Annotated in this window: 16 protein-coding genes and 2 pseudogenes; 2 read left to right on the forward strand and 16 right to left on the reverse strand. The window is 61.9% G+C overall.

Annotated features, from left to right (window positions below; all coding sequences use genetic code 11):
- Nucleotides 1-869: 869 nt before the first annotated feature.
- From ACQPZ2_RS29045 to ACQPZ2_RS29095, 11 genes and pseudogenes are all read right to left on the reverse strand, one after another.
- Entirely contained in the window at nucleotides 870-1400 is a 531-nt protein-coding gene (locus ACQPZ2_RS29045; RefSeq protein ID WP_433521369.1) for an MFS transporter, read from the reverse strand.
- Nucleotides 1401-1411: 11 nt separating this feature from the next.
- Nucleotides 1412-2388: pseudogene (locus ACQPZ2_RS29050) on the reverse strand (MFS transporter).
- A 118-nt stretch (nucleotides 2389-2506) separates the two neighbouring features.
- The gene (dmpG, locus tag ACQPZ2_RS29055) at nucleotides 2507-3535 is read right to left on the reverse strand and encodes a 4-hydroxy-2-oxovalerate aldolase (RefSeq protein WP_433521370.1); all 1029 of its coding nucleotides are present in this window, start codon (nucleotides 3533-3535) and stop codon (nucleotides 2507-2509) included.
- Entirely contained in the window at nucleotides 3532-4482 is a 951-nt protein-coding gene (locus tag ACQPZ2_RS29060; RefSeq protein ID WP_433521371.1) for an acetaldehyde dehydrogenase (acetylating), read from the reverse strand. The genes dmpG and ACQPZ2_RS29060 overlap by 4 nt, the downstream gene beginning before the upstream one ends.
- 36 nt (nucleotides 4483-4518) lie before the next feature.
- Nucleotides 4519-5310 carry a 2-keto-4-pentenoate hydratase gene (locus tag ACQPZ2_RS29065; protein ID WP_433521372.1) on the reverse strand — a complete coding sequence of 264 codons (792 nt, stop codon included), beginning with the start codon at nucleotides 5308-5310 and terminating at the stop codon, nucleotides 4519-4521.
- A 538-nt stretch (nucleotides 5311-5848) separates the two neighbouring features.
- On the reverse strand, nucleotides 5849-6784 hold the full coding sequence (locus tag ACQPZ2_RS29070; protein ID WP_433521373.1) for a hypothetical protein: 936 nt from the start codon (nucleotides 6782-6784) through the stop codon (nucleotides 5849-5851).
- Between the two features lie 370 nt (nucleotides 6785-7154).
- Nucleotides 7155-8609 (reverse strand): APC family permease, encoded by a 1455-nt coding sequence (locus ACQPZ2_RS29075; RefSeq protein WP_433521374.1) that lies wholly within the window; start codon nucleotides 8607-8609, stop codon nucleotides 7155-7157.
- A 338-nt stretch (nucleotides 8610-8947) separates the two neighbouring features.
- Nucleotides 8948-9670: a hypothetical protein gene (locus ACQPZ2_RS29080; protein ID WP_433521375.1), complete on the reverse strand. Its 723-nt coding sequence runs from the start codon at nucleotides 9668-9670 to the stop codon at nucleotides 8948-8950.
- 270 nt (nucleotides 9671-9940) lie between these two features.
- Nucleotides 9941-10741, reverse strand: coding sequence for an IclR family transcriptional regulator (locus ACQPZ2_RS29085; RefSeq protein WP_433521376.1), 801 nt, complete (start codon nucleotides 10739-10741; stop codon nucleotides 9941-9943).
- A gap of 33 nt (nucleotides 10742-10774) precedes the next feature.
- Nucleotides 10775-11194 (reverse strand): thiolase C-terminal domain-containing protein, encoded by a 420-nt coding sequence (locus tag ACQPZ2_RS29090; protein WP_433521377.1) that lies wholly within the window; start codon nucleotides 11192-11194, stop codon nucleotides 10775-10777.
- 69 nt (nucleotides 11195-11263) lie between these two features.
- Entirely contained in the window at nucleotides 11264-12361 is a 1098-nt protein-coding gene (locus ACQPZ2_RS29095; protein ID WP_433521378.1) for a cytochrome P450, read from the reverse strand.
- Nucleotides 12362-12979: 618 nt separating this feature from the next.
- Here ACQPZ2_RS29095 and ACQPZ2_RS29100 point away from each other — a divergent pair.
- Nucleotides 12980-13257 (forward strand): annotated as a pseudogene (locus ACQPZ2_RS29100) (DUF4158 domain-containing protein); the annotation flags it as partial.
- Nucleotides 13258-13431: 174 nt separating this feature from the next.
- Here the strand turns inward: ACQPZ2_RS29100 and ACQPZ2_RS29105 are convergent.
- The 5 genes from ACQPZ2_RS29105 to ACQPZ2_RS29125 all read right to left on the reverse strand — a co-directional run bounded on the left by ACQPZ2_RS29105 (nucleotide 13432) and on the right by ACQPZ2_RS29125 (nucleotide 19495).
- A complete protein-coding gene (locus tag ACQPZ2_RS29105; protein ID WP_433521379.1) occupies nucleotides 13432-13707 on the reverse strand; it encodes a hypothetical protein in 276 nt (91 codons plus the stop codon).
- 92 nt (nucleotides 13708-13799) lie between these two features.
- Complete coding sequence (locus ACQPZ2_RS29110; protein WP_433521380.1) at nucleotides 13800-15446, reverse strand: ISAzo13 family transposase; 1647 nt, start codon at nucleotides 15444-15446, stop codon at nucleotides 13800-13802.
- A gap of 356 nt (nucleotides 15447-15802) precedes the next feature.
- Entirely contained in the window at nucleotides 15803-16336 is a 534-nt protein-coding gene (locus tag ACQPZ2_RS29115) for a flavin reductase family protein (protein ID WP_433521381.1), read from the reverse strand.
- Between the two features lie 658 nt (nucleotides 16337-16994).
- Entirely contained in the window at nucleotides 16995-18377 is a 1383-nt protein-coding gene (locus ACQPZ2_RS29120) for an IS1380 family transposase (protein ID WP_433521382.1), read from the reverse strand.
- A gap of 224 nt (nucleotides 18378-18601) precedes the next feature.
- Nucleotides 18602-19495: an IS982 family transposase gene (locus ACQPZ2_RS29125; protein ID WP_433520785.1), complete on the reverse strand. Its 894-nt coding sequence runs from the start codon at nucleotides 19493-19495 to the stop codon at nucleotides 18602-18604.
- Nucleotides 19496-21041: 1546 nt separating this feature from the next.
- Between ACQPZ2_RS29125 and ACQPZ2_RS29130 the strand changes: the two genes are divergently transcribed.
- On the forward strand, nucleotides 21042-22517 hold the full coding sequence (locus tag ACQPZ2_RS29130; protein WP_433521383.1) for an APC family permease: 1476 nt from the start codon (nucleotides 21042-21044) through the stop codon (nucleotides 22515-22517).
- Nucleotides 22518-22576 lie beyond the last annotated feature (59 nt).

A 22576-nucleotide genomic window follows, 5' to 3' on the forward strand; every position in this document is an offset into this window, starting at 1 on the left:
CTCATCGGAACGTGGGCTCAGGACGCATCCCTGTCGGCGCCGCGCTCATGGCTCTCCTGTGGACGCCTGACCGGAAGGCCGAATCCCGCGAACAGCGGTCGCGGACAAACCGTGCATGCTACGCAAGAACGCGATTCACCAGCCGAAGCGCATCACATCGCCGAACGCCTCCGCAACCACTCCACCGAACGACTGCCCCGAGTTCACCCGGCCGACACCGCGGAACTCACGACCATCCTGGTCCGATGGGCATACGTCACAGCCGGACTGGATGAAGCTAGAGATGGAAATGGCAGAGCGGAACGAATGGGAGCGGATTCGGTTCTGGCTCCACATCATCCGGCTGCGCGATGCATTGGCCGAACTCCTGGCCACGACCATACGGCTCAAAATCGGAATCCGACTCCGCGGGACCGCCGAGACCAAAGGTCACAAAGTGACACGGCACATCACTGGCCGACACGGCGGTACTGGCCCGCAGTTCAACCCTTGTCAATCCTGGCCCAAAGTTCCGCAGGATTTCGCAATCGCCCCCGAGGGCGCTGGTTACTGCTTGACCCCACAGGATCTGAGGGCACTTCGCCCGTCGCTCAATCCATCCGATTGATGCGGCAGCAGTAGACAGGGATCGGCGAAGTTTGACGGTTCCACGGTTCCGAACTCGTGCCTGCTCCTCGCTCCGGGAAGTAGAGCTGAGCGGCAGAGGGACCTCCCTTTTCCGGGCGCTGATCATACGATTCACTGCGGGCGCACTCTCACAGGCAGACGCGAAACTCCTGACGCTGACCGACAAGGCGGCGCCGGAGTTGGCCGCTGCCCTTCACTGCACCGAGTGCATTCACCGCACCGCCGGCGACTTCCCGGACCTCTCAACAGACCGACATCTTGCCATCCACCGCGCCGGTCATTTTGTCAGGCATCGGTGCGCGCGCATCCGATTTCGGACTTCGGTCTGCGCTGCGATCGGACGGAAGGAACAATGCCACGATGGCTGCGAGACAGACTGCCACACTCAGCATGAGAAAGCCTCTGGCGTAGCCTGATTCTTTCGGGAATCCGCCCAGAGTCGGCGAACCTGAAGTGACAATGCTTGCCATCAGGGCCGTCCCCAGCGAGCCACCGATTGTCCGGACATTGGCATTCATTCCGCTTGCAACGCCGGTCTGGCCGGGATCCACTGCCGCAACGATGAGGGTAGACATCGCCGAAAACGCCAGTCCGAAGCCGATTCCCAGAATGGACACTGTGACATAGACGACCATCTCGCTGGAATGAATGATTGCCATTGCGAGGAGGGTGACTGCACTGATCACGGCACCCCCGATTAGAAGATTCCGGCTGCCAAAGCGCGATGTGAGGCCACCCGCCGCTAATCCCACCAAGAACATTCCGATGGTCATTGGCAGCAGTATCAACCTGCACCAGTGACCGATGTCCCGAATCCGTATCCGACTGTGGTCGGCGTTTGCAAGAACTGTGGAAGAAATGCGAATGCTGCATACATACCGACCCCCATCATCATCGAGGACAGGTTGGATGCCCACACAGTCCGCTGCCGCATCAGTTTCATATCGATCATCGGCGCTGAAACTCGTGACTCGACCACCACCCACAACAGCGCACCGACGACAGCGCAGCCCAGCAGTCCGAGGAATTTCCCGGATGTCCAGCCCCACGCCGGAGCCTGGCTCACCGAAAGCAAGAGGGCAGCCAACCACACCGACAGCGTCAGAGCACTTAGTCCGTTGAGCTTTCCTGTCGCTCGGACCCGCGACTCGGGAATGACCCAGTACGCCGCAACTGCGGCGAGGGTGGTCATGATCAGCGGAATCCAGAAGGACCACCGAAAGTCGAGCACGGCGACGATCGGACCGGCGAGCACCGCGCCGAGCCCCGATCCCGCGGCTGCCAGCGCCGCGAGCACGCCGATGGCGCCGCTCACTCGCTCGGGAGGAAACACATCACGGATCATCCCGAATGCCAACGGAAGGACCCCACCCCCACACCCTGCACCAGCCGCCCCAGGATCAAGATTGGCAACGATGTCGCGAGCACGGAGATCAGCGACCCCATCGACAACGCGGCGAGCGCGACAACGAATACTCGCCTTTTTCCGTAGAGGTCGCCGAGCCGCCCCATTATCGGGGTGAAGATCGACGCCGAAAGCAGGTAAGAGGTCAGGACCCAAGTGACACCACTCTGGCTCGCGGACAAGGCGTCCTTGACCGTCGGCAGGATCGGGATGAGCAACGACTGCAGGAGACCGAACGCTCCGACTCCCACAGTGATGATCGCGAAGGTCACACGGTAATTCACGCCTAGTTTCCGATCTTGTTCGTGCTCATACCTGCTCGGACTCGAACCTGACGACACGAGCCACCGGTTCACCGATCACGCGGCTTCGACGGTGTGACCGGCGAACATGTCGATCCCTGCACGCACTCCCGCATGCGCGATACCCGAGGCCCGCACAGCCTTTCGTCCAGATCGCGACGCTGCGGACGCCTCATTGCGCGGCGCTCAGGTTCAGGGCTATGTCGGTGATCATGTCTTCTTGGCCCCCGACGAGACCTCGCCGCCCGACTTCGATGAGGATGGTCCGCACATCGAGGTCGTATCGCCGCGCGGCCGCTTCAGCGTGCCGGAGAAACGAACCGTAGACACCTGCGAAGCCGAGCGTCAATGTCTCGCGATCCACCCGGACAGGGCGGTCCTGCAGTGGCCGCACCAATTCCTCGGCCGCATCTTGCAGGGCGAATAGGTCACAGCCATGTTTCCAGCCCTGAAGATCCGCCACCGCGATGAAGGGTTCGATCGGGCAGTTGCCCGCGCCCGCGCCCTGACCGGCCAGGGACGCGTCGACTCGCGTGACTCCTTCTTCGGCGGCGACCACTGAGTTCGCGACTGCCAGTGACAAGTTCTCGTGGGCATGGATGCCGATCTCCGTCGTCGGATCGAGAACGTCACGGTAGGCGCGAATGCGGTCTCGTACGTCGGACATCAGAAGTCGGCCACCCGAGTCGGTGACGTACACACAGTGCGCACCATACGATTCCATCAGCGCCGCCTGCGCTGCAAGGACGGTCGCGTCGGCCATGTGGCTCATCATCAGGAAGCCTGAAACGTCCATGCCGAGTTCACGCGCGACCGCGATGTGCTGGGCGGCGACATCGGCTTCGGTGCAGTGGGTGGCGACGCGGATCGAACGGACACCGAGGTCGTAAGCCCGACGCAGATCACCGATGGTGCCGATGCCCGGCAGTAGGAGAGTGGTCAGCCGTGCATTGACGCAGTGCTCTGCCGCAACCTCGATCCATTGCCAATCGGTATGGGAGCCGGGGCCGTAGTTGAGCGAACCACCTGCGAGCCCGTCGCCATGAGCGACTTCGATCCCGTCGACGCCTGCAGCATCGAGCGCGGAGACGATGGCCCCTAATTGTCGTGGCTCGAGACGGTGACGAATGGCGTGCATGCCGTCGCGGAGCGTGACATCTTGGATGAACAGCCGTTCGACGGCACCGACGGTGGAACTCATGAGAGGTGTCCTCTGGTCTGAGCGGAGCTTTGGGCGATGGCCTCTGCCATGCGGATCGCCGCACTGGTCATAATGTCGAGATTGCCTGCGTACGCGGGCAGGTAGTGAGCTGCGCCCTCGACCTCGAGGAAGACCGACACCTGGTGAGTGACCGGTGCAGAGGTCAGGGTCCGTATCGGTTGGTCCGACTGCACCGGGTAGATCTGAACCTGCTGCTTGAGCTGATAGCCGGGCACATAGGTGGCAACCTCTTCGACCATGGCGCGCACACTGTCGCGTATCCTGTCGTGGTCGGCAGGGTCCGCGGCGTTCACCAAGGCAAGGACGGTGTCGCGCATGATCAGAGGTGGTTCGGCCGGATTCAGAACGATGATGGCTTTACCGCGCACGGCTCCACCGACCACTTCGATCGCATGACTGGTGGTCTCGGTGAATTCATCGATGTTCGCGCGCGTTCCTGGCCCCGCGCTGCGTGAGGCGATGGAGGCCACAATCTCCGCGTATGGAACAGGCACCACTCGACTGATCGCGGCGACGATCGGAATGGTGGCCTGGCCTCCGCAGGTCACCATGTTGACGTTGTTTTCGTGGACATGTGCGTCGAGATTGACTGCGGGGATGACCATCGGACCGACTGCTGCCGGAGTGAGATCGACCAGCTTCTTCCAGTACGGCGCCAAAGCCCGCTGATTGATCAGGTGCGCCTTCGCGGAAGTGGCGTCGAAGACGATATCAATCTCGTCGAAATTGTCGAGGCCGATCAGCCCCGCTACGCCCTCAGCGGTCGTCGGGACACCGAGCCGCCGGGCACGGGCGAGCCCGTCCGATGCCGGATCGATTCCTACCATCGCCCCCATCTCGAGAACCTCGGACAGTCGCAGCACCTTGATCATCAGATCGGTGCCGATATTGCCCGAACCGATCACCGCAACTTGTGTTCGCTTCATGATCTTCGCTTTCTCAGTGGTCGAATTGCATCGAGGTCAGGGCGCGAACGAAGTTTCGACCGCTCCGATTCCGGAGATCGATGCTGTGTAGGTGGTTCCGGCGACCACTGGAACCATCGGGCCGAGTGCACCGGACAGCACGATTTCGCCCTCACGAAGTGGGGAGCCGTAAGCGATGCTGGTGTTCGCCAGCCACACGAGCGCCTCCCACGGACTGCCGAGGCAGTCGACTCCCCGACCGGACGAGACTTCTATCCCGTCAGCCGACATCGTCATGGTCACCGAGGCCAGCTCCGGCGCGACCGCACGGGGCAACGAGTCTCCAAGGACGAACAGCCCTGAAGAGGCGTTGTCCGCGACAGTGTCCGCCAGGCTGATATCCCAGTGTGCGATGCGACTGTCCACAATTTCGAAAGCGGCGAGGATTCGATCGACGACATCGGGAGCCTGGGCAGCGGTGAGCGGCTCGCTGACATCCGTCGAGAGAACGAACGCGATCTCGGCCTCGATACGTGGCTGCAGGAGACGGGCCGGATCGACCCGCGCGTCATTCGTGCAGTCCATGTCATCGAGCAAGAAACCGAAATCAGGTTGATCGACGCCCAGTTGCCGCTGTACCGCAGGCGACGTCAGACCTACTTTGCGGCCAATAACCGTACGGCCCGAGGCCAAGGAGGCCGACAGATTGCGCGACTGCACGCGGTAGGCGGCCGCGATGTCATCGCGGCCGATCAGATCGCGGACCGGTGCGCAGGGGATGCGCGATACAGAGGCATTCGCGAGTCGATCGGCTGCGGCGCTGATCGCAGGGTATTCCACCATCGTCATATCGGGGACCCTAGTGACCCCTCTCCTACCTAGATAGGATCCATCCCATTTTTCGGGACACTATGCGGTGGCAGCATCTAACTCCTCGGGACAGGTAGCCTACTTTCGAAGAGCGCCTGACACGCGGACACCGCTTCATCGCGCACGGCGCGACCAGACAGCCGTGTGAGCCGACTCTGATCGCAATCGTGGAGCTGATGAAGGGCCCAGGATCTTCGCCAGGATAGAAGGCGATGTCCCAGTACTCTCTGGTCGGCGGATACCCGCAAGGTTTGTCCCCGGCAGGAATGCCGACGTGTTCCGGCTCTTCACGATATGACCGCTCGGCCGTAGTTCCGCACAGCGCGCCGGCGGGGTGGGCCTTCTTCGCGACCATTGTCGATTCATCAACTCTTCTTTGAGGCCCGTCCGAGGAAATGGGTGCGACTGCGAAGTCGGCGGATAAACCACCGCCCGTCACCACACCCATTTCCTCATCGTCCGACCATGTTGAGAAATATCCCTTCCCGACGTTCTCCTACACGTGGATCAGTCGTGGTCAAGACACGATGGAAACCGAGTTCTTCTGAATCCACGCCATGATGAGGTCGGCGATCTGATCACTGTTCTTATCGTTCATGATCATGTGACTGTTTCCGAAGATGCCAAGATCCGGCGGGAACAGTATTTCCGCATTTCCACCCAAGGCGTTGATGCGCTCGACGAATTGCTGCGCTTTGGCGAAGCCGACCCGCCAGTCGCCGCCAGGAATGAACAGCTCCGCATCGAGATGGTCACCATAAACGAAGAGAATCGGCACTTCCCCCAGTATGGCGAGCTGTTCATCTGTGAAGATGGTGACATCGGGATTCTCGGCCTCGATCACCACGGCCGCCTTCACCGCGCTCGGATTCAGCACCGCCGCCTCGATCGGATACATCGCGGACTCGGAATGCCCCAGCAGTACTGCGCCCTCCAACTCGGTGGCCAACTGAATCAGCTGGCGAGATGTCTGGTTGGGGTCGAGGTAATCGAATGGACATGGAACCGTCCGCATCAGAAAGTCTTCGATGTGATCGACGGGGAACTGGCTGTCGACGAAAGGCACGCCGGGCTCAGTACCGATCCGGAACTCCACCCAGACGAAGTTGCTACCCGAACGAACGAATGGCGGCTGCGAGTCCGGCGGAGCGATGCCCGCACGCACATTGTTGTAGACAGCCTGATTGAAGCCCGATCTTCCCCGAGTTACCTGATCAACGACATACGCCGGATACCCGTTTCGAACAAAATATTCGGCCCAGCCCATTCGTCCGTCAGGCTGCGATTCGTAGCACTTGCCGCTGACGGTCAAGCCGTGCACCATAACCACCGGAAACTGCTCGGCATCCGGCGGCTCCATATAGTTCACATACAGCTGGTTTATCGGTAGCGTGTCGCTCTCCATTATGCCCAAATCGGCGAGCCCCATCTCCACGGCGGTCTGCTCGACCATTTCCCCGTCTATACAGAAGCTTCCGAAACCGGCGAGAACCAGAGGGTCCTGTCCCAGCCTACGGTATGGCTTCTTTCGTCGATCAATACTCATTCGGTTTCCTGGTGTCGTGCTGTGATGGGTTCGTGATGATGTCTGGCAAGAGCTTCGCCGACTTCGGGGTGGAGCGGACGGTCGCAAACCGTCGCTTGCGCATGTCGTCCGTGGTCCATTCGCCTCCGCCGAGCCGCTCATTGTGATCGGATGAGGGGAGCGACCGGTCGTACGCGCGTACGAGCAGGCGCCTGCCGATCGGTGTTCTTGGGGTCACCGGGGCTAGATCGGAGCAGATAGCACGCTGACCTCCTCTACTGAAAGTCCGATGGACCATCTACTGGCGACCGATCCGGGCGTACACAGCGGGCCGGAATCTGCGATAAGCGAGGCCGAGCACTACTCCCAGTGCTGCCACGGTCCAGATCGCCGCGACGAGTGTGTAACCGAGAGCCTTCGAACCGGAGACGAGAACCTCGAAGTTCATCGTCGCCAGGACGATTATTGTCAGATAGCCCGCCGACGCGATGACAACCGCCACCACATGCTTGGCCACCGCCGTGAACGGCTCAGGGGTAGTGAGGAGAAATCGGACCGCCCCGATTGCGGCGGCACACATCAGGATAAGAAAGATATAGCTGGCAATACCCGAGAGGCGGGCGTACAGCGTTGCCGAATCCGAGACACCGATCGCGATCGCGGTCAGGCTTGCCAGACAAATGCAGGATATGGCGATGGACGCGCGGTGCGGCGATTCCAGGCGATGGTGGCGTACACCGAACCAGGCGGGGAAGATGCGGTCAGCGCTGAGATTGAACAGATAGCGCGACGAAATTGTGTGCGCAGCGAGGAGCGCCGCGAAGGTGCTGGTGCAGAGTAGCAGGGTCGTGATCTCGACCATCGTCTTACCCAAATAATGTTCCACGCTGCCGAGGAACGTCCCTGTCGGGTCCACTGAGACCTGTTCGACCACGGTGTCGGCTCCGACACCCTGGATGAACACCCACGAGCCGAACGCGTACATCACGGCGACGAAGGCGAGGAAGCCATGGGTCGCGCGCGGGATCGCGGTGTCGGGGTCACGAGCCTCATCACGGAAAATGACGGTCGCCTCGTATCCAGTGAAGAGAAGAATCCCGAAAAGCAGCGTGATTCCGACGGATCCAGAGGTCGCGGCCTCGAGAGTGAACGACGAGGTATCGAAACCATCGGCACCGCCTGTGGCCAGCACCGCGATGTTATACGCCATCACCAGGACAATCTCGGCGCAGAGTATGACCATCAGTACCCGAGCCGACAGATCCAGCCGAAAGTAGCCGATAACGGCAGCCACGAGTAGCAGCATGCCCGACAGCAGCCACCAGTCGATACGCGGACCACCGAAGGTGTTACTGATCAGGGACTGCACCGAGATGCCGACGTATGTAACGCCGCCCAATGTAGCCAGCAAATAGGCGACGAACGCAAGCAGGCCCGCCGCCAGGCCGATCGGACGACTCAAGCTGGCGGTGATATAGGCATAGAAGCCGCCGGGCCGGGGGATGCGGCGCGCCATTGCCACGAATCCGTTGGCGAACAATGCCGTGAGAACCCCTACTGCCAGCACTGCGACAGGTGCTCCGAGCCCGTTTCCAAATGCGATCAGGGCCGGGATGAAGCCTGCCGAAATCGCCAATGGAGCATTGTAGGAAAGGGTAGTGAAGAATATCTGAAGAGTGCCTACATTGCCTCGTAGCCTGCTTCTGTCCTCGACTGTTCGTTCCGCGCTTTCGGTCGCGGCAGGTTCAAGCATCTGATGATCTCCTCGTTCATGTGGAGCCGGCTCTCCAGGTATTGATAGATGTCGTCGCGCGACATCTGCCGGTCTGCGCGACACCCCTGGCGGGTGTTTCCCCCCGCGGGCACGCACGTGTGCCCCAGTAGAAGTCGCTATTGATAGTCGACGAGCCGCTACCTCGTACTCCGATACGCTCTGGAGAGCTATGCATACGCCCAGCAATGGAACGAAATCAGCCGCCCATCTCGTGGAGGCAGTCAGCGAACGGCGCAGCAGCAGCGACGACCACCGCGCCCGCGGGGCTCAGCGATACCCGCACGCGGGCGGCCGACTCCGTCACCTGAGGCTGGATCTCAGATGTGCCCCTGGTCATGCAGGGTGTTGTACATCTGCGCGGCGCTGGCGATGCCGACAGGAATGCCGACCATCGCACCGCCGATCATGGCACCAACACCGCCGACCGCTCCGGCGCCCAGCAGACAGCCACCGATCATCCCGAGCGGGGTGCCGATGACGGTGACCGAGGTGAGCGCACCGCCTGTGACGATTCCGAGCGGGCAGCCGATGGCCATCCCGACGAGTCCGCCAGCCATGCTGCCGACACCGGCGGCCAGACCGAAGTTGCCGCCCGCGACGGCGAGGGCCGCTTCGAAATCGGCCAGCGGGTCGGTCGCCTCTGGCGTCGCCGAGGCAGCGACGCGACCAAGAATTGGCGAATCGCCCGGGATCGTATCGCCCTCGACCGGCCCGTCCGACAGACTCGACGAGGTGGCGGGCGCAGGAATCACGGTGCGCGACTGCGGAGCAACGGCCATACTCGGCTCGCCGAAGACCGTCCCCCCATCGACACCCGCGACCTGAAGCTGCCCACCAATCGTGGTCAATGTGCCGAACGGGGTGCTGATCGCCGTGGTGTTGTCGTGGACATTGCCCGTGTACTGCACTCCGGGCACGAGTTCCACGCTGACGACATCCGGATCACTACCGGAGGACACCTGCCCACCAGGAGCAGCACCGGCAGCACCGGCCCCGAACGTGGCCGAACCAGCGATCGCCAGTGAGACTGCAAGCGTCAAATTCTTCATAGGAATCCCATCGGATTTCGGAGGACGCTCCGCATGCCCTCATTGGGTGGAGGGCACGAGTTCGAGCGGACTCTGCAGAGCGGTGCATGCCGGTATGTGATGACCGGCATAAGTGGGGTTGATCACGATTGATCGAACAGAATCCTAGTTCAGAAAGATGTAACATGCTAGATGTGTCTCGTTGGATGAGACCAGAGCTGTCGGTAGTCAGCGATGTCGTGTCAGCGCACGTGGTCAGGCCGAGGTTTGCCGATCCGGTCGCTACCGGGGATGAGCAGCGAGCGCACGCGACAGCGCCATCCCGACGGTGCGCACCATCGGAGCGAATCCCGCCGCGCTGAACTGCTGTGCGGGACAGGTCAGCGACAGCGCGGCGACGACCCGGCCCTCGACAAGCACCGGCGAGGCTACGCAGGTAGCGCCCAGTGCGGCTTCTTCATAGTCATAGGCGACTCCGGCGGCCCGTACTTCGGCCAGTTCGGCCGCGAGCTTCGCCGGGTCGCCGAGCGAATTCGCAGTCAGGCGACGTAGGGGCTTACGTAACACCGACTCGACGACCTCGGCAGGCGCGAACGCCAGCAATGCCTTGCCGAGGCTCGTACTGGACATAGGTAACCGACCACCTACCCGCGAGGGGACTTCGACGCTGCGGTGACCGTGGATCTTCTCGGCGTAGACGACGTCGAGACCATCGCGGACACCCAGATGGACGGTGTGATGGGTGCGCTCATAGAGATCCTGCATGAAGGGGAGCGCGACTTCGCGTATTTCCACCTTGGCCGACACCAACTCCCCCAATTCGAACAAGGCCATACCGGGGCGATAGCCCACCGGTTGGCGCTCCAGCAGTCCCAACTCGACCAACGCCTCCACCAAACGATGCACCGTCGGCTTCGGCAAGCCCGTACGTTCCACCAGCAGCGGGAGCGTCATAGTGCCGCCTTGGGGACGGAATGCCTGGAGAATGCTGATACCTCGCTCCAACATCGTGGAGCGAGCGGGGTGTTGCCTCATAGCACCAGTGTGTCGCCTCGGCAGGCCGCTACACAGGCGAATTGGCATGAAACATGTAATTGCAGGAAATGTTGCGCAGCGCTACAAACCGATCTCAGGATCGCGCACCTGTTGGCATCGCAACCGTTCGAAATCGTATTCGCCGGTACAAAGGTCATCAGCGACGCCCGCTGGTCGCAACTGCTGGGCAGCCTCGACAACATGGTTGAGACCGCCCGCATGTCCTTCGGACAGGAGCCCACCGTGGGTGTTGATCGGTGTCTTACCATCCAAGGTGTTGTTGCCTTCTCTCCCCCAGCCACTGAACGCTCCTACTGGGGAGAGACCGAAGCCTTCGATGTGGATCATGCATGCGCCGGTGAACGGGTCGTACAGCTCTGCGAAATCGACGTCCGCGGTGGTGATCCCGATCTGACCGCATAGGGACGATAGGGACGACGCCACATCGTGGGCGTTCATCTGCCACAGAGACCACTGGTACACGCAATCGGTGTCCGGCATGCCGCGCTGGCCGAAGGCACGGGCCTCGTCGTGCAGCCTGCTGATAAACCGATCCTGCGCCGCGCTAACTCATCGTCCCGGCGGTCGGCACGGTGGAAACTGGACTGGTAGTGAGGTCAGCGCCCGGTGGAACGGACCGGGACGCCAGACAAGATCCGTCGACGCGACTGCGAGGCGGACCTCCGGCAGAGCATCGAGGAGTTGATTTATCGCATCCTGAGCAATGAGATAAGCCATCGATGTCGCCGGACAGGCGTGGGGGCCCACACCCCATGCCAGATGAGAACGGTTGCCGCCGTTTTCGCCGCGTCCCAAGCTTGGATCGTTGTTGCACGCAGCCATGCTGATCAATACCGGTTGATGCGCTGGCAGCCACGTATCCTCGATCAGGATCGGCTGCCGCGGGTAGCTCATGCAGAAGTTTGCCACCGGCGGATCGGCAAACAGTACTTCGTCAAGCGCATCACGCGTTGACAGGCTGCCACCAAGAATTCCTCCAGCGAATCTCTCGTCCGTCAGCATCAGCAACAATGTGTTCGCCACGAGGTTCTGCTGCGGTTCGATGCCTGCTCCATAGAGCATCAGCACATTCTCGACCACCTCCTGCTCGTCGAGGCAGGCCGAATGTCGAAGCAGCCTTGTCGTCACGTCATCCCCGGGAAGCTCCTGTTTCAGGGCCAGCAGTTCGGTCAGCGCTTCATAGACTTCAGCATTCCCTCGGCTGGCGCCGTCGACGGTCTCGAGCATGGCCGCCAGCCCCACAGCGACGCGCCTGCCTATTTCAGTGGGCACACCAAGTATCGAATTTATCACCGTAAAGGCAACCGGTAGCGCGTACTGGGCGATCAGATCGGCCTCACCGTCCTCACGGAAGGCCTCGATCAGCGGTTCGGCGATCCGCTCCACCGTCGCATCCAGGGAATGCAGGTCGATCGCAGCCACGGCATCAGTGACAGCGCGCCGGTAACGGGCGTGCGCGACTCCGCTGTTACGCATCACCCCCGGGCGCCAGCCCATCGCCGGCAACACCGGGCATGCCGGTGAAACCGTCGCCTGCCAGCCCCGGGGGTCTGCGGGAAAATGCTGCGGATCGTGCAGGATACGAACCGCCGTGCGATACCCGATCACGAGAGTCGCTGGCGTGTCCGGGGCCAGATCGACAGGCACCAAAGATCCGTACCGACTTCGCATCTCCTTGTAAACACTCTGTGGATCGACCGCGAACTCCGCCGCGTAGAGCGCAACCCGAGGACCGTCGGAGACGATTGGCGAACCCTCTGTAAACGCATGAGTGGGGGGCTGGAATGCAATCAAAGGTGACTCCGGACGTGGAAAACAGCCATGCGACCAAGCAGTGCGACGAGAAGCTAGGAAATTTGCCGACCAGCTTGCCATACAAGAGTCGTAGAACGACCGTTTTCCGTAGACAGACCGGGCTCACACTGACTGCCCCGATTTCCCTGCCGATTCCTTCCTGGGAAGGACGTCGGCCATGGCCCATGCAGCATCCGATCGAGCCGTGTCAGCGTGCGGTGAAGACGGTGCTGGACCGACTCGACGGATATCCGTCGATGTATGCCGCCTGCCAAGTGCTCGCCGCGAAACTTGGAGCCCATACCGAAACGCTGCGGGTGTCGCCGACTGGCAGGGACTGGCCGAAAATCGGGCGGATATGGCGTACCTGGCTGGTAGAGAGGGGTTTTCGTGTTCAAGGTGCGGGCTGGGTGGTTCGTGCTTGGCTTGGCTGCCGATTAGGGTTGATCGGCATGCTGGAGGTTGGGGTTCCTGGCGGCGCGGGTGTTCGCGGACGAGGAGTTGGAGCTTCTGCGGCGGTTCCCGGAGATCAGCCGGGAGGAGCTGTTTCGGTACTTCACGCTGACCCCGGCTGATCTGGCGTTCGTGGATCCGGGACGTGGCCGGGTCCGGCGGATCGGTTGGCCTGGCGATCGCCTTGTACACGCTGCCGTGGCTGGGGTTCGTGCCGGACCGGCTGACGACGGCGCCGCCGGTCGCGATGGCCCGTCCCGCGGAACAGCTTCGGGGTGGACCCGGTGGCGATCGGCTATGTGTCTCACTCACCCCTAACAACTCGTATCTGATGCGATCTGGTTTCCGTAGAAACTCTGCCTGCATCGGGTCGAGGACCAGGGTGAGGTACAGCTGTTCGCCTTCGACTGACACCTCGTAGCATGCGCCGAGTCGCTCGTAGACGCCCTCGTACCTGGACACGTCGAGGTTCAGCGTCTTGTCCGGTGCGGGCAGGTCCGGATGGCGACCGTGCCGAGGCCGGTCAGGATCTCGTTGAACACCTTGCGGTAGAAGCTTTCTTGCGGGCCGTCAACATGACGATGGCGGTGTTCGAGTCCGGCAGGAGCCGGAGCCCTGCGTTCTGATCGATCATGCTGCCGTCGATGGCGTAGAACGATTTCGCCGTGCCAGTCACACACGATAAGCCCGAACGCCCCTTCCGGCCCGAACATGCCCTGGGAGATCCGGTAGGGCGTGGTTTTCAAACGACTCCTACCAGCAGCCGATATGTGAACCGAACCGCATCGAACCCGTCAGGTCGGTCGCTAAGGGTCTGCGGATCAATAACACGTAATCTTCAGCTCTTGGGGATGGATTCGGTTGCGCGGGAGATGAATTCGTGTATTTGTGCGGCGGTGGTGAGTGTGGTCGGGGTCGGTTCGGGTAGGTGTCCGGTGTCGTCGAGGAGCGCGTGGGTGCGTTTGATTGCTTTGGCGATGGCGGTAGGGCTGATGCCGATGAGTTCGGCGAGGACGGTCAGGGGTGTGGAGAAGCGTTGTTTCTGCAGGGTGATGGCGACGCGGTCGGCGAGGGAGGTGGCGGGGTGGCGGCCGTTCGTCCGGGTGCGGCGGTCGGCTTGGTCGGTGGGGGTGAGCGCTGTGATGAGCTGGTCGAATCGGGCGGGTGGGAGGCCGGTCAGTTCGGGGGCGTGGAGCCAGAGGAGGTCGTCGCGTTGCCGCCCGGTCGTGGTGATGGTGGCGTTTTCGCTGGTGCCCGATTCTGGTGTGGGGGTGAGAGGTTCGGGGCTGATGGTGTAGTTCCATTCGCCGTGCCAGTCATGGTGGGTGATCGGCACGGCGGCGAGTTGTTCGTCGCTGATGGTGATTCCGGTCGGGTAGAGGTTGCGATCGAGTTCGGCTGCCACCGTCAGCCCGGTGCGAGTCCTCGTCGCGGCGATGGTGTTGATGACGACGTCGTGGCTGGTCAAGGGCCATCCACGCCAGTTGCTGGAGATGTGGGAGAACAGGCGATGCTCGATGGCGTTCCATTTCGATGTGCCTGGCGGAAAATGGCAGACCGTGATCTGCAGGCCGACCTCGGCGGCGAGCGCGGCCAGTTCGGTTTTCCAGGCTCTGGTGCGGTAGCTGTTGGAACCACCGGCATCGGCGGTGATCAGCAGGTGCGTCGCATCGGGGTAGCCGACCGACCCGACGCTGCTCCACCAGCGGCGCAGCGACGCCACGGCGAACGTGGCGGTGTCGTGGTCGGTACCGACGTTGACCCACCCGGTGTTGCCGGTCGGGTCGTAGATCCCGTAGGGCACCGCCTTGCCCACCGCCGAGCTGGGGAAATCATGGGTGTTGACCTGCACCGGATCGCCTTTGGGACGCCACTCGCGCCCGGAGTTGGCGAACTGGCCGATGAGTTCTTTCTTCTTGGTATCGACGCTGATCACCGGTTCACCGGCGGCCTGGTGAGACTTGACGCGGTCGTTGATATACCGGAATTGAGCGTCGCGGTCCGGATTCTGCTTGCCCTCCAGGGTTTTCGCGTTGGACTGCAAACTGAACCCCTGCTCGCGCAGCAGGTCGGCGACCACATCCGCGGAAACCTGGTGACCCAGAGCACACAACGCGGCGGCCAGGTTGCGGGTCGAGCGTGTCGTCCACCGCAGCGGCGACATCGGATCACCCCGCTCGTCGGGTTCGACCAGCGCCAGCAACGCCGGCACCAGCCCGGGATCTATCTCGGCCACCCGTTTACGGCCACCACCGGGCAGACGGACCCGCCCCAGCGGCGCCGCACCCGATTCCAGCTCGCTCACTCCGCGAGACACCGTCGCCTCACGCACACCTGCCGCCCGAGCCACGACCCGACCACCACCGCGGCCGAGCATCCGCGCCTGAGCCCCCAACACAAGCCGACGCTGCCGCTCATCCAAATGCGGCAGCACCACCGAGAACATCGCCGCAAGCTCCGCCTCGGTCACCACGAAATCGCCCATACCACACTATGTTTCAAAATCACGGGACGTTACGTCTTGTTCCCCGGCAGACCCTAAGCTGCCACATCAGCGAGTGTGCTCGACGCGAACCGGGTCGACCTCAACTGTGACTGTCAGTGCCTTCCACACTATGCGCGGTACCCACTATCGAATCCGCCAAGGACACACGAGCGAGGGTGCACCATTGGTGCTCTTCACCCCGACGGCACAGACGAATCCGATCAATCCCTCAACCGGTGTCGACCGCCGATCGGTAACTTCAATGACGCCCCGGCCGCCGTGGTCGGCGTCCCCCGCGACGCTCAATAACCGGGTTCATGGACCAGCGACTGATGGCGTCAGGGGCGGACAGTCGCTCACCGGGTGCGAAGGGACTCGGGCGTGTCGCCCAGCTCCCGCAAGTGATGGAACTTGCCGGTGAACATCAGCAGCGGGTGATGCTTGGCCCAGCCATCGGCGCACATCTCACGCACGTGTCCGATGACGATGAGGTGGTCACCAGCCTCGTGCTCTGCCCAGATATCACAGTCAAGCCACATCTCGGTGTTGGCGATGACCGGGTTGCCGGTGCAGGTCGGCGCCCAGTCAACCCCCGCCCACTTATCGGTCCCAGATCGAGCAAACTGTAGAGCGAGGTCCTGCTGGTCATGGGCGAGCACATTGACGGCGAACCGTCCGCTGTCGCGGATGCGCGGGTAGCTGGTCGACGTAGTCATCACGCTGAATGACACCAGCGGCGGCTGCAATGAGACGCTGTAGAACGACTGGCAAGTGAACCCGATCGGCTCGCCAGTATCGACGCCGGTTATCACGGCGATCCCCGATGCGAAATGCGAAAGCGTGTTGCGGAATGCACGCTGGTCGACATCAATTCCGACGATTGGTTCCATCTCGGACTCCGTATCTCTTTTCTCTACTCCCCGCGTGTGCCCGCTCGTCTCTAACAGCGGTCATACGTTTCGCCCACCTTGGTGGCGTGTTATGGCGACAGCGACGCAGTAGTCGTGTGTGACTCCGTGCGTGTCTCAGGCTGGTGAGGCACTTGGCTCGACCTCGAAACGGGAAACCGCAGTGTTGTCGGCGAGCCCCCTTCGGGCTCTGATCCAGCCGCACCCGCACGCCCGCGCAGCAGCAGATTCACCGGCGGTTGTGCGCAACAATTCACAGGCCGATGGTTCGATCTTCGATTCCAGGACCCAGACACGTCATCCTCCTCTCGATAAAGGCTTGGCTCCAGCCTGTAGCATAATATTGACGATCGTAACGAAAAAGCAACTATCAAACCGAGGCATTGCACGGGGAATCATCGGATGAAAGGGCGATCCAGCTGATTGCCGAAGGATGCACCTTTACCGCGAACGTCACAAATTCGCACTAGCCCGGATATTTCGCGCGGTTGATGTGCTGGCCTGTGCGGTTCGGATTGGTGTTTTGCGGCCGGTTTCGGGCTGCTGGGCGTGGTGGGGTGGCCCGGTCAGCGGGTGGCTGCCGGGTTCCACGGGCCCGGGGATGTGGTCCTTCCCTTGTTGTGGGGCTGATTCGTGCTGGTCAGTCGGGTTGCAGGCGGGCCAGTGCGGTGGTGATCAGCCCGGTATGGGGCCAGTGCCCGGAGAACCGGAGATGGGTGCGGCGGGCGTGTCGGGCCAGCCGGGCTGCGGTCGAGAACAGGCGCAGGCGTAGGCGTTTGGGTTCCCAGCGGCGGGCGGGATGGTCGGTGAAGGCGATCATCTGCATCCAGGCGGTGAGTTCGGTTGCCAGGCAGATAATTTCGCACCAGATTTGGTTTTGGTCGAACCCGTGGAGCGGGAGGTTGGTCAGGCAGGTGTCTTTGGCGTTTCTGATGCGGTCCTCGCAGCGGGCCCGCTGGCGGTGGCGTAGTTCCAGATCCGGGAGCTGGCCTGTGCGGGTGTTGGTGGCGAACGCGGTCAACCGCAGGCCATCACGGTCGGTGAACCGCAGCTGCGCGCCGGGATGCGGTCGTTCCTTGCGCACGATGACCCGCATCCCGGGCGGCCATTCGGTGAGGTCGATCAACCCGGTCAGCTCGGCGACCCATGCTCCGTCGCGGGCTTGCCCGTCGGCGTTGTAGGCGGGTGTCCACGCGTGGTCGGGGATGAGATCGACTGCGGCGGCGGTGGTTTCGGTGAATCCGAACCCGACCGAGTATTGCAGGTGTCGGCGGGTGAGGTAGTCGAGGAATTCGTGGGTGCCGCCACCGGAATCGGTGCGCACCAGCACCTTTCGCCCGACCCGGTAGCCTGGCCGCCACGGCAGCTGAGCGAGCGCGGCGGCCAGGACCTGCTTGTGGTCGGCGGCGGTATTACTTCCGGCGTTACCGGCGCGCAGCATGATGACCAGCGGTTCGCCGGTGCCCTCGGGTCCATGGTCGACCCAGGAACCCAGCGGGTGGTGGCCGAAGGTCTTCTTGAACGTCGGTGCCGCCAGTTCCTTGTCCGAATGCGCGATCGTCAGGGTCGCATCCAAGTCGATGATCAGCGGATGCTCGGCGTCGATGTCGCGATCGGGCGCATGCTCACCGGCGGCCTCCCACGCCACGGACCGGGTTCTGGCCCGTGCCGATCGTATGGCGGACAAGACTTTCCGCGCATCCCTGGCCAGCACCGTCAGCAGCCGTGACACGGTCGGATCCGATGCCACCGACCCGAACACTGCGGGCTCGGCACGCAGCATGGCGATATCGGCCAGGCAGTCCCCGCCGAGCGCGACCGCGACCGCCAGATCGGCCACGATCTTGCCCGGATCATGCGTCGCGGCTGGTTTCCGCCACGGCGCCAACGCATCCGACAACGCCGTGGTCAGCCCCACCTTTTCCGCTGCCCGCAGCAGCAACACCGCCCCCGCCTGCGACACGACACCCGAACCGGACCCATCCGCAGCCAACCGCGGATACGACCAACTACACTTACCCACCTGAATGGTGCTCCTGAAACTGCAACCAATACGACCTTAGACAAGCCGTATTATCGCAGTTCAGAGCACCATTCTTCGTTAACGGCGCACCCCAAAAACCTCACCGCCGTGAAAGCCCCGGGCTAGCTTCGACTTGCGCCGGAAGCCAGCAGCGTGTGCTGCCGGACTCCGCGTCGGCACCTATTTCGTGTCTCAGGCCCTAGACGAGTAAGTCCGAAGGCCGGTCAGTGATCGTAAGCGATCAGCGACCGGGTGATTGGTGCGCCGATCAGGGTGTTGTGCCAGATCGCGGTGGCCATCGCCAGGATGCGCTGGGCAACGCGGATCGCCACGCCCTGGTAGGAATGTCCGCCGTGGTCTTCCAGGTCGAGCTGGCCTTTGAGAGTGTCGTTGACCGACTCGATCAACTGGCGGACCTTTTTCAGTAACGGCTCACCGTATCGGGTTTTCTCGTCCTTGCGGGACGGGCGAAGCATGGTGATCCCGTACTCGCCCACCAGTGTTTCGAACTCACGGCCCGCGAAGCCCTTATCGCAGATCAACAGGATGCCCTCGTGCTCAGCGGCTACAGCTGAATCGACTTCGAGCATGGCCGAAAGCACCTCGCGTTCACCGATTTTCGGGTCTGCTAGGGCCCACAGGATCGGCATTCCGGCCGGGGTACACACCAGATACAGTTTCAGCCCCCAGTAGAAGCGGGAGTGGGAAGCGCAGTAGCCGTAGCCGGCCCACCCGGCCAGCTCCGACCGCTTCACCGTGGGTCGGGACATGCCACACGGCACCGGAGTCGAGTCCACGATCCAGCAGTCGTCGAGCCAGAAATCGCTGGCGCGAGCCAGCATTCGGATCACCCGCTTGACCAGTCCCAACGCGTTGCGCAGCCGCTTGTTGTACCCGGACTGCTGCGGCAGGTACGGGAACATCCCGGTCAGATGCTTGCGGGCGTAGCGCAGCCAGTGCGATTCGGAGGTGAATCCGAGCAGCGACTGGGCCACCGCCAGGCACACCAGTTCCGAGTCGGTCAGCACCGGTGGCCGCCCCGTCCAGCGTGGACCCGCCAATTCATCGTCGATTTTCACGTACAGTGCGGTCAGGAGGGCGTCAAGGTCGTTCGTCACACAATGGTCTTCGGCGCCCTCCGTCCATGTCCAGGCAACGCCGGGACTTCGGACTTACTCGTCTAGTCGTGGCGACCGTAGTGTCGCTGGACGAAACCCGTGAAGGGCTGGGGCTGCGGGGGCTGCGCAGTCACTCCCAGCTAGACTCTGGCACCTACCGGATCGGGATCGCCACCAGCCGCGACTACCCGCCCTCGCTGAACCTGCGAGCTGGCCGCTTCCCGAAACGCGGGCCGCGCCAATTTCGAGCGACCCACCACCGCACCCACGGCGTGGGCCATAAATGTCAATCGGCGCGCTGGCGCCGCCTACAGCCACCAGATCGGCCTGTACGCGTTCGCACAGCAGCAGATACTCCAAGCCCGGAGGAGTTCTCGGAACAACCGTCTCAGCCGCAGCCAGATACCACCTCCGGTCCGCGACGGCGGTATCGGACGATCGCCGCGGGTAGCGGCGATGAAATCTGTGCGGCAGCACTCAACAGTCTGGACAGACCGCTGTCCTGTCGCGGAAGTGTTCGAGACGAAGCGGTCGCGTGTGAAGCCCGTTTCGGGCCATGCCATCGCGCTACTACGGCATCCAGATGCGACAACAACGCCACAGGCGACCCAAGATCAAGACACCGACGATGTGATGCAGCATCGACGGCCAACTCAAGTCAATCACACAGTAGCGTTGCCTGATCCAGTGTCGCCTGGAGTCGGCAAACAGGACCGCCATTGGCCCGCGCTCAGAGCATCGAATCAGTCAATCATCAAGTGCTGGTCAGTATTCCGCGCGTGCCGACCAATCGGGCAAGGTCAGAGTCAGCGAAACCCGAAATTCACACAGGCACGAATCACGCAGGGAAACAATCGGATTCGCAACCTACGCCCCAATTTCATGCCAGTTATGCGCTCCGGCCGTCCTTCAGGATGCCAGCGAACGACACAGAGCCTTACGAAACCCCTTGCCCGACAACGCAATGAACGTCCTCCACCGCGCAGGACTCGCTGATGAATTGTGTAATATCGACAACTACGGACCTGCCCGCAGCCCTCTCGAGATGACATAACCGAGCGGGGTCGCTGGTGCCCCTGAGCGCAGGCTCTGTTCGTGGCCGCCGCCAGCGCGGCGAGCTCAGTAGTTCGCACTTGCACGCCGCATGCGTCCCCAATATTTACTGCGCTGATCGCACCCATGCGACACCGATGACGAGCAAGGTCTTGCGGCACAGTCGCAGCATCACAGGTTGACCCCTGTTGATTATATAGCAACGGTCATGGCAGCGATGCTAACACCATGAAACTGGCGGAGCTCGCGATAACGCTGTGGTGACTCGAAATTTCTCATCCGAAACGGGACGAGGAAGCAGTGTGATCGCCTACAGCCTGAAGGTATGCATCAGCAAGGATCGGAAGGCGCCAATCGCAACCAACCGTCCACGCAGTCCTTCCCGCTGCACTATCGGCCAGAAGAGGCGATTGCTTATATTGGATCTAGTGCGGTCGTCACAAAGTGTGCATAATAGCCCTCACGCTTGCTTGCCCCGCTCGAAAGGCCGACGATGACTGTGCCGCAGCCTGCACGTGTCGATAACGTCCCGTGGAACAACGCGCCGCCGGACGAGAACCCACCAGAGAAGCTTCGAGGAAACATGGGCGTGACCCGCCTCGTGTGCAGCGCTCTGGCCTTCAACGCACCGCTCGCGATCATGGTCGGCGTGGTCCCGCTGGTCATCGCTTTGGGCGGCGGCGTCGGTACACCACTCATCTTCATCGGGTTAGGCCTAGTTATGAGCCTTTTCGCGGTCGGCTACACCGCCATGTCGCGAATGATTCCGAGGTCCGGCGCTTTCTATGTCATGGTCACCGCAGGTCTCGGTCGGCCTGCCGGCCTGGCGGCGTCATTCCTGGCGCTTTTCACATACGCTTCCGGTCTCGCATACGCCTTGCCGTTCGTCAGCGTAAATATGAGTGCGTTCATCGCCCGATTTGACGGACCAGAGATCAGCTGGTGGGTTTGGGCATTAGTGTTCAGCACCCTCGTCGCCATCCTTGGCTACGTTAACGTCGACTTTTCTGCTCGCGTGCAGCTTATTCTGGTCGCTTGCGAGGTAGTCCTGGTCGTTGTTTACGACACGATCGTGTTCGCAACGGGAGGAGAAGCCAAACACATATCCTTCGGTTCGTTCGCTCCGTCCTCACTCGAAGCTACCGGGGTTGTTGTCGGCGTCGTATTCGCTATCAGCTGCTTTGCCGGATTCGAGTCGCTCGCGGTTTATCGCGACGAGACCCGCAATCCTGAACGCACCGTACCACGAGCAACCTACATCACGGTCGGCCTCATAACGGCGTTCTACGCCGTCGGATCCTGGGCACTTATCCAGGCTTACGATCCGGACAAGGCCGTCGACGCAATTGGCGTGGATCCCGTGGGGGCATATCTAACGAGTATCGGTGACTATGTGGGAGTCGTGGCCCGTGATATCGGCACCGGATTGGTCATAACCAGTACATTTGCCGGACTCATGGCAATGCACAACATCGTGGCACGGTACCTGTTCAATCTCGGATCCGATGGCGCCCTACCGATCACACTGGGTCGACCGCATAAGCGCTTCGGATCACCTCATCGAGCCAGTGTCACCATGACCATCGCGACGTTCATTTTTATCGCTATCGCAGCGTCCTCCGGAATAGAAGCACTGAAGCTCTACACCACCATGGCCGGACTTACCGGGTATTCATTGGTGTTCCTGATGTTCCTTGCCGCCGTAGGCATCGCATCGTATCTGCTGCGCAAAGGCCCGGCCGAACTCGCAGTATGGCAGCGGACAATAGCACCGATACTGTCGGCCGTGGCGATGACGGGCATTATTGTTCTGGTGACCATCAAGATCGACCTGCTCACGGGGTCGCGAGGATTGTCCGCGGCAGTCTTGATCTTTGTTGCCTGCATAATTGCATTCTCTGTGTCGATCGCACTCTGGCTCCGCCGTTTCCACCCTTCAAACTATCAGAATATCGGTACGCGAATTTAATCCCGTATCCGGCACCGGCTCGCCTCCGCCCGCACGGAGGCGAGCCCCGGCGACTACGC

It is taken from the genome of Nocardia pseudovaccinii, assembly GCF_050942345.1.
Lineage (GTDB): Bacteria > Actinomycetota > Actinomycetes > Mycobacteriales > Mycobacteriaceae > Nocardia > Nocardia pseudovaccinii.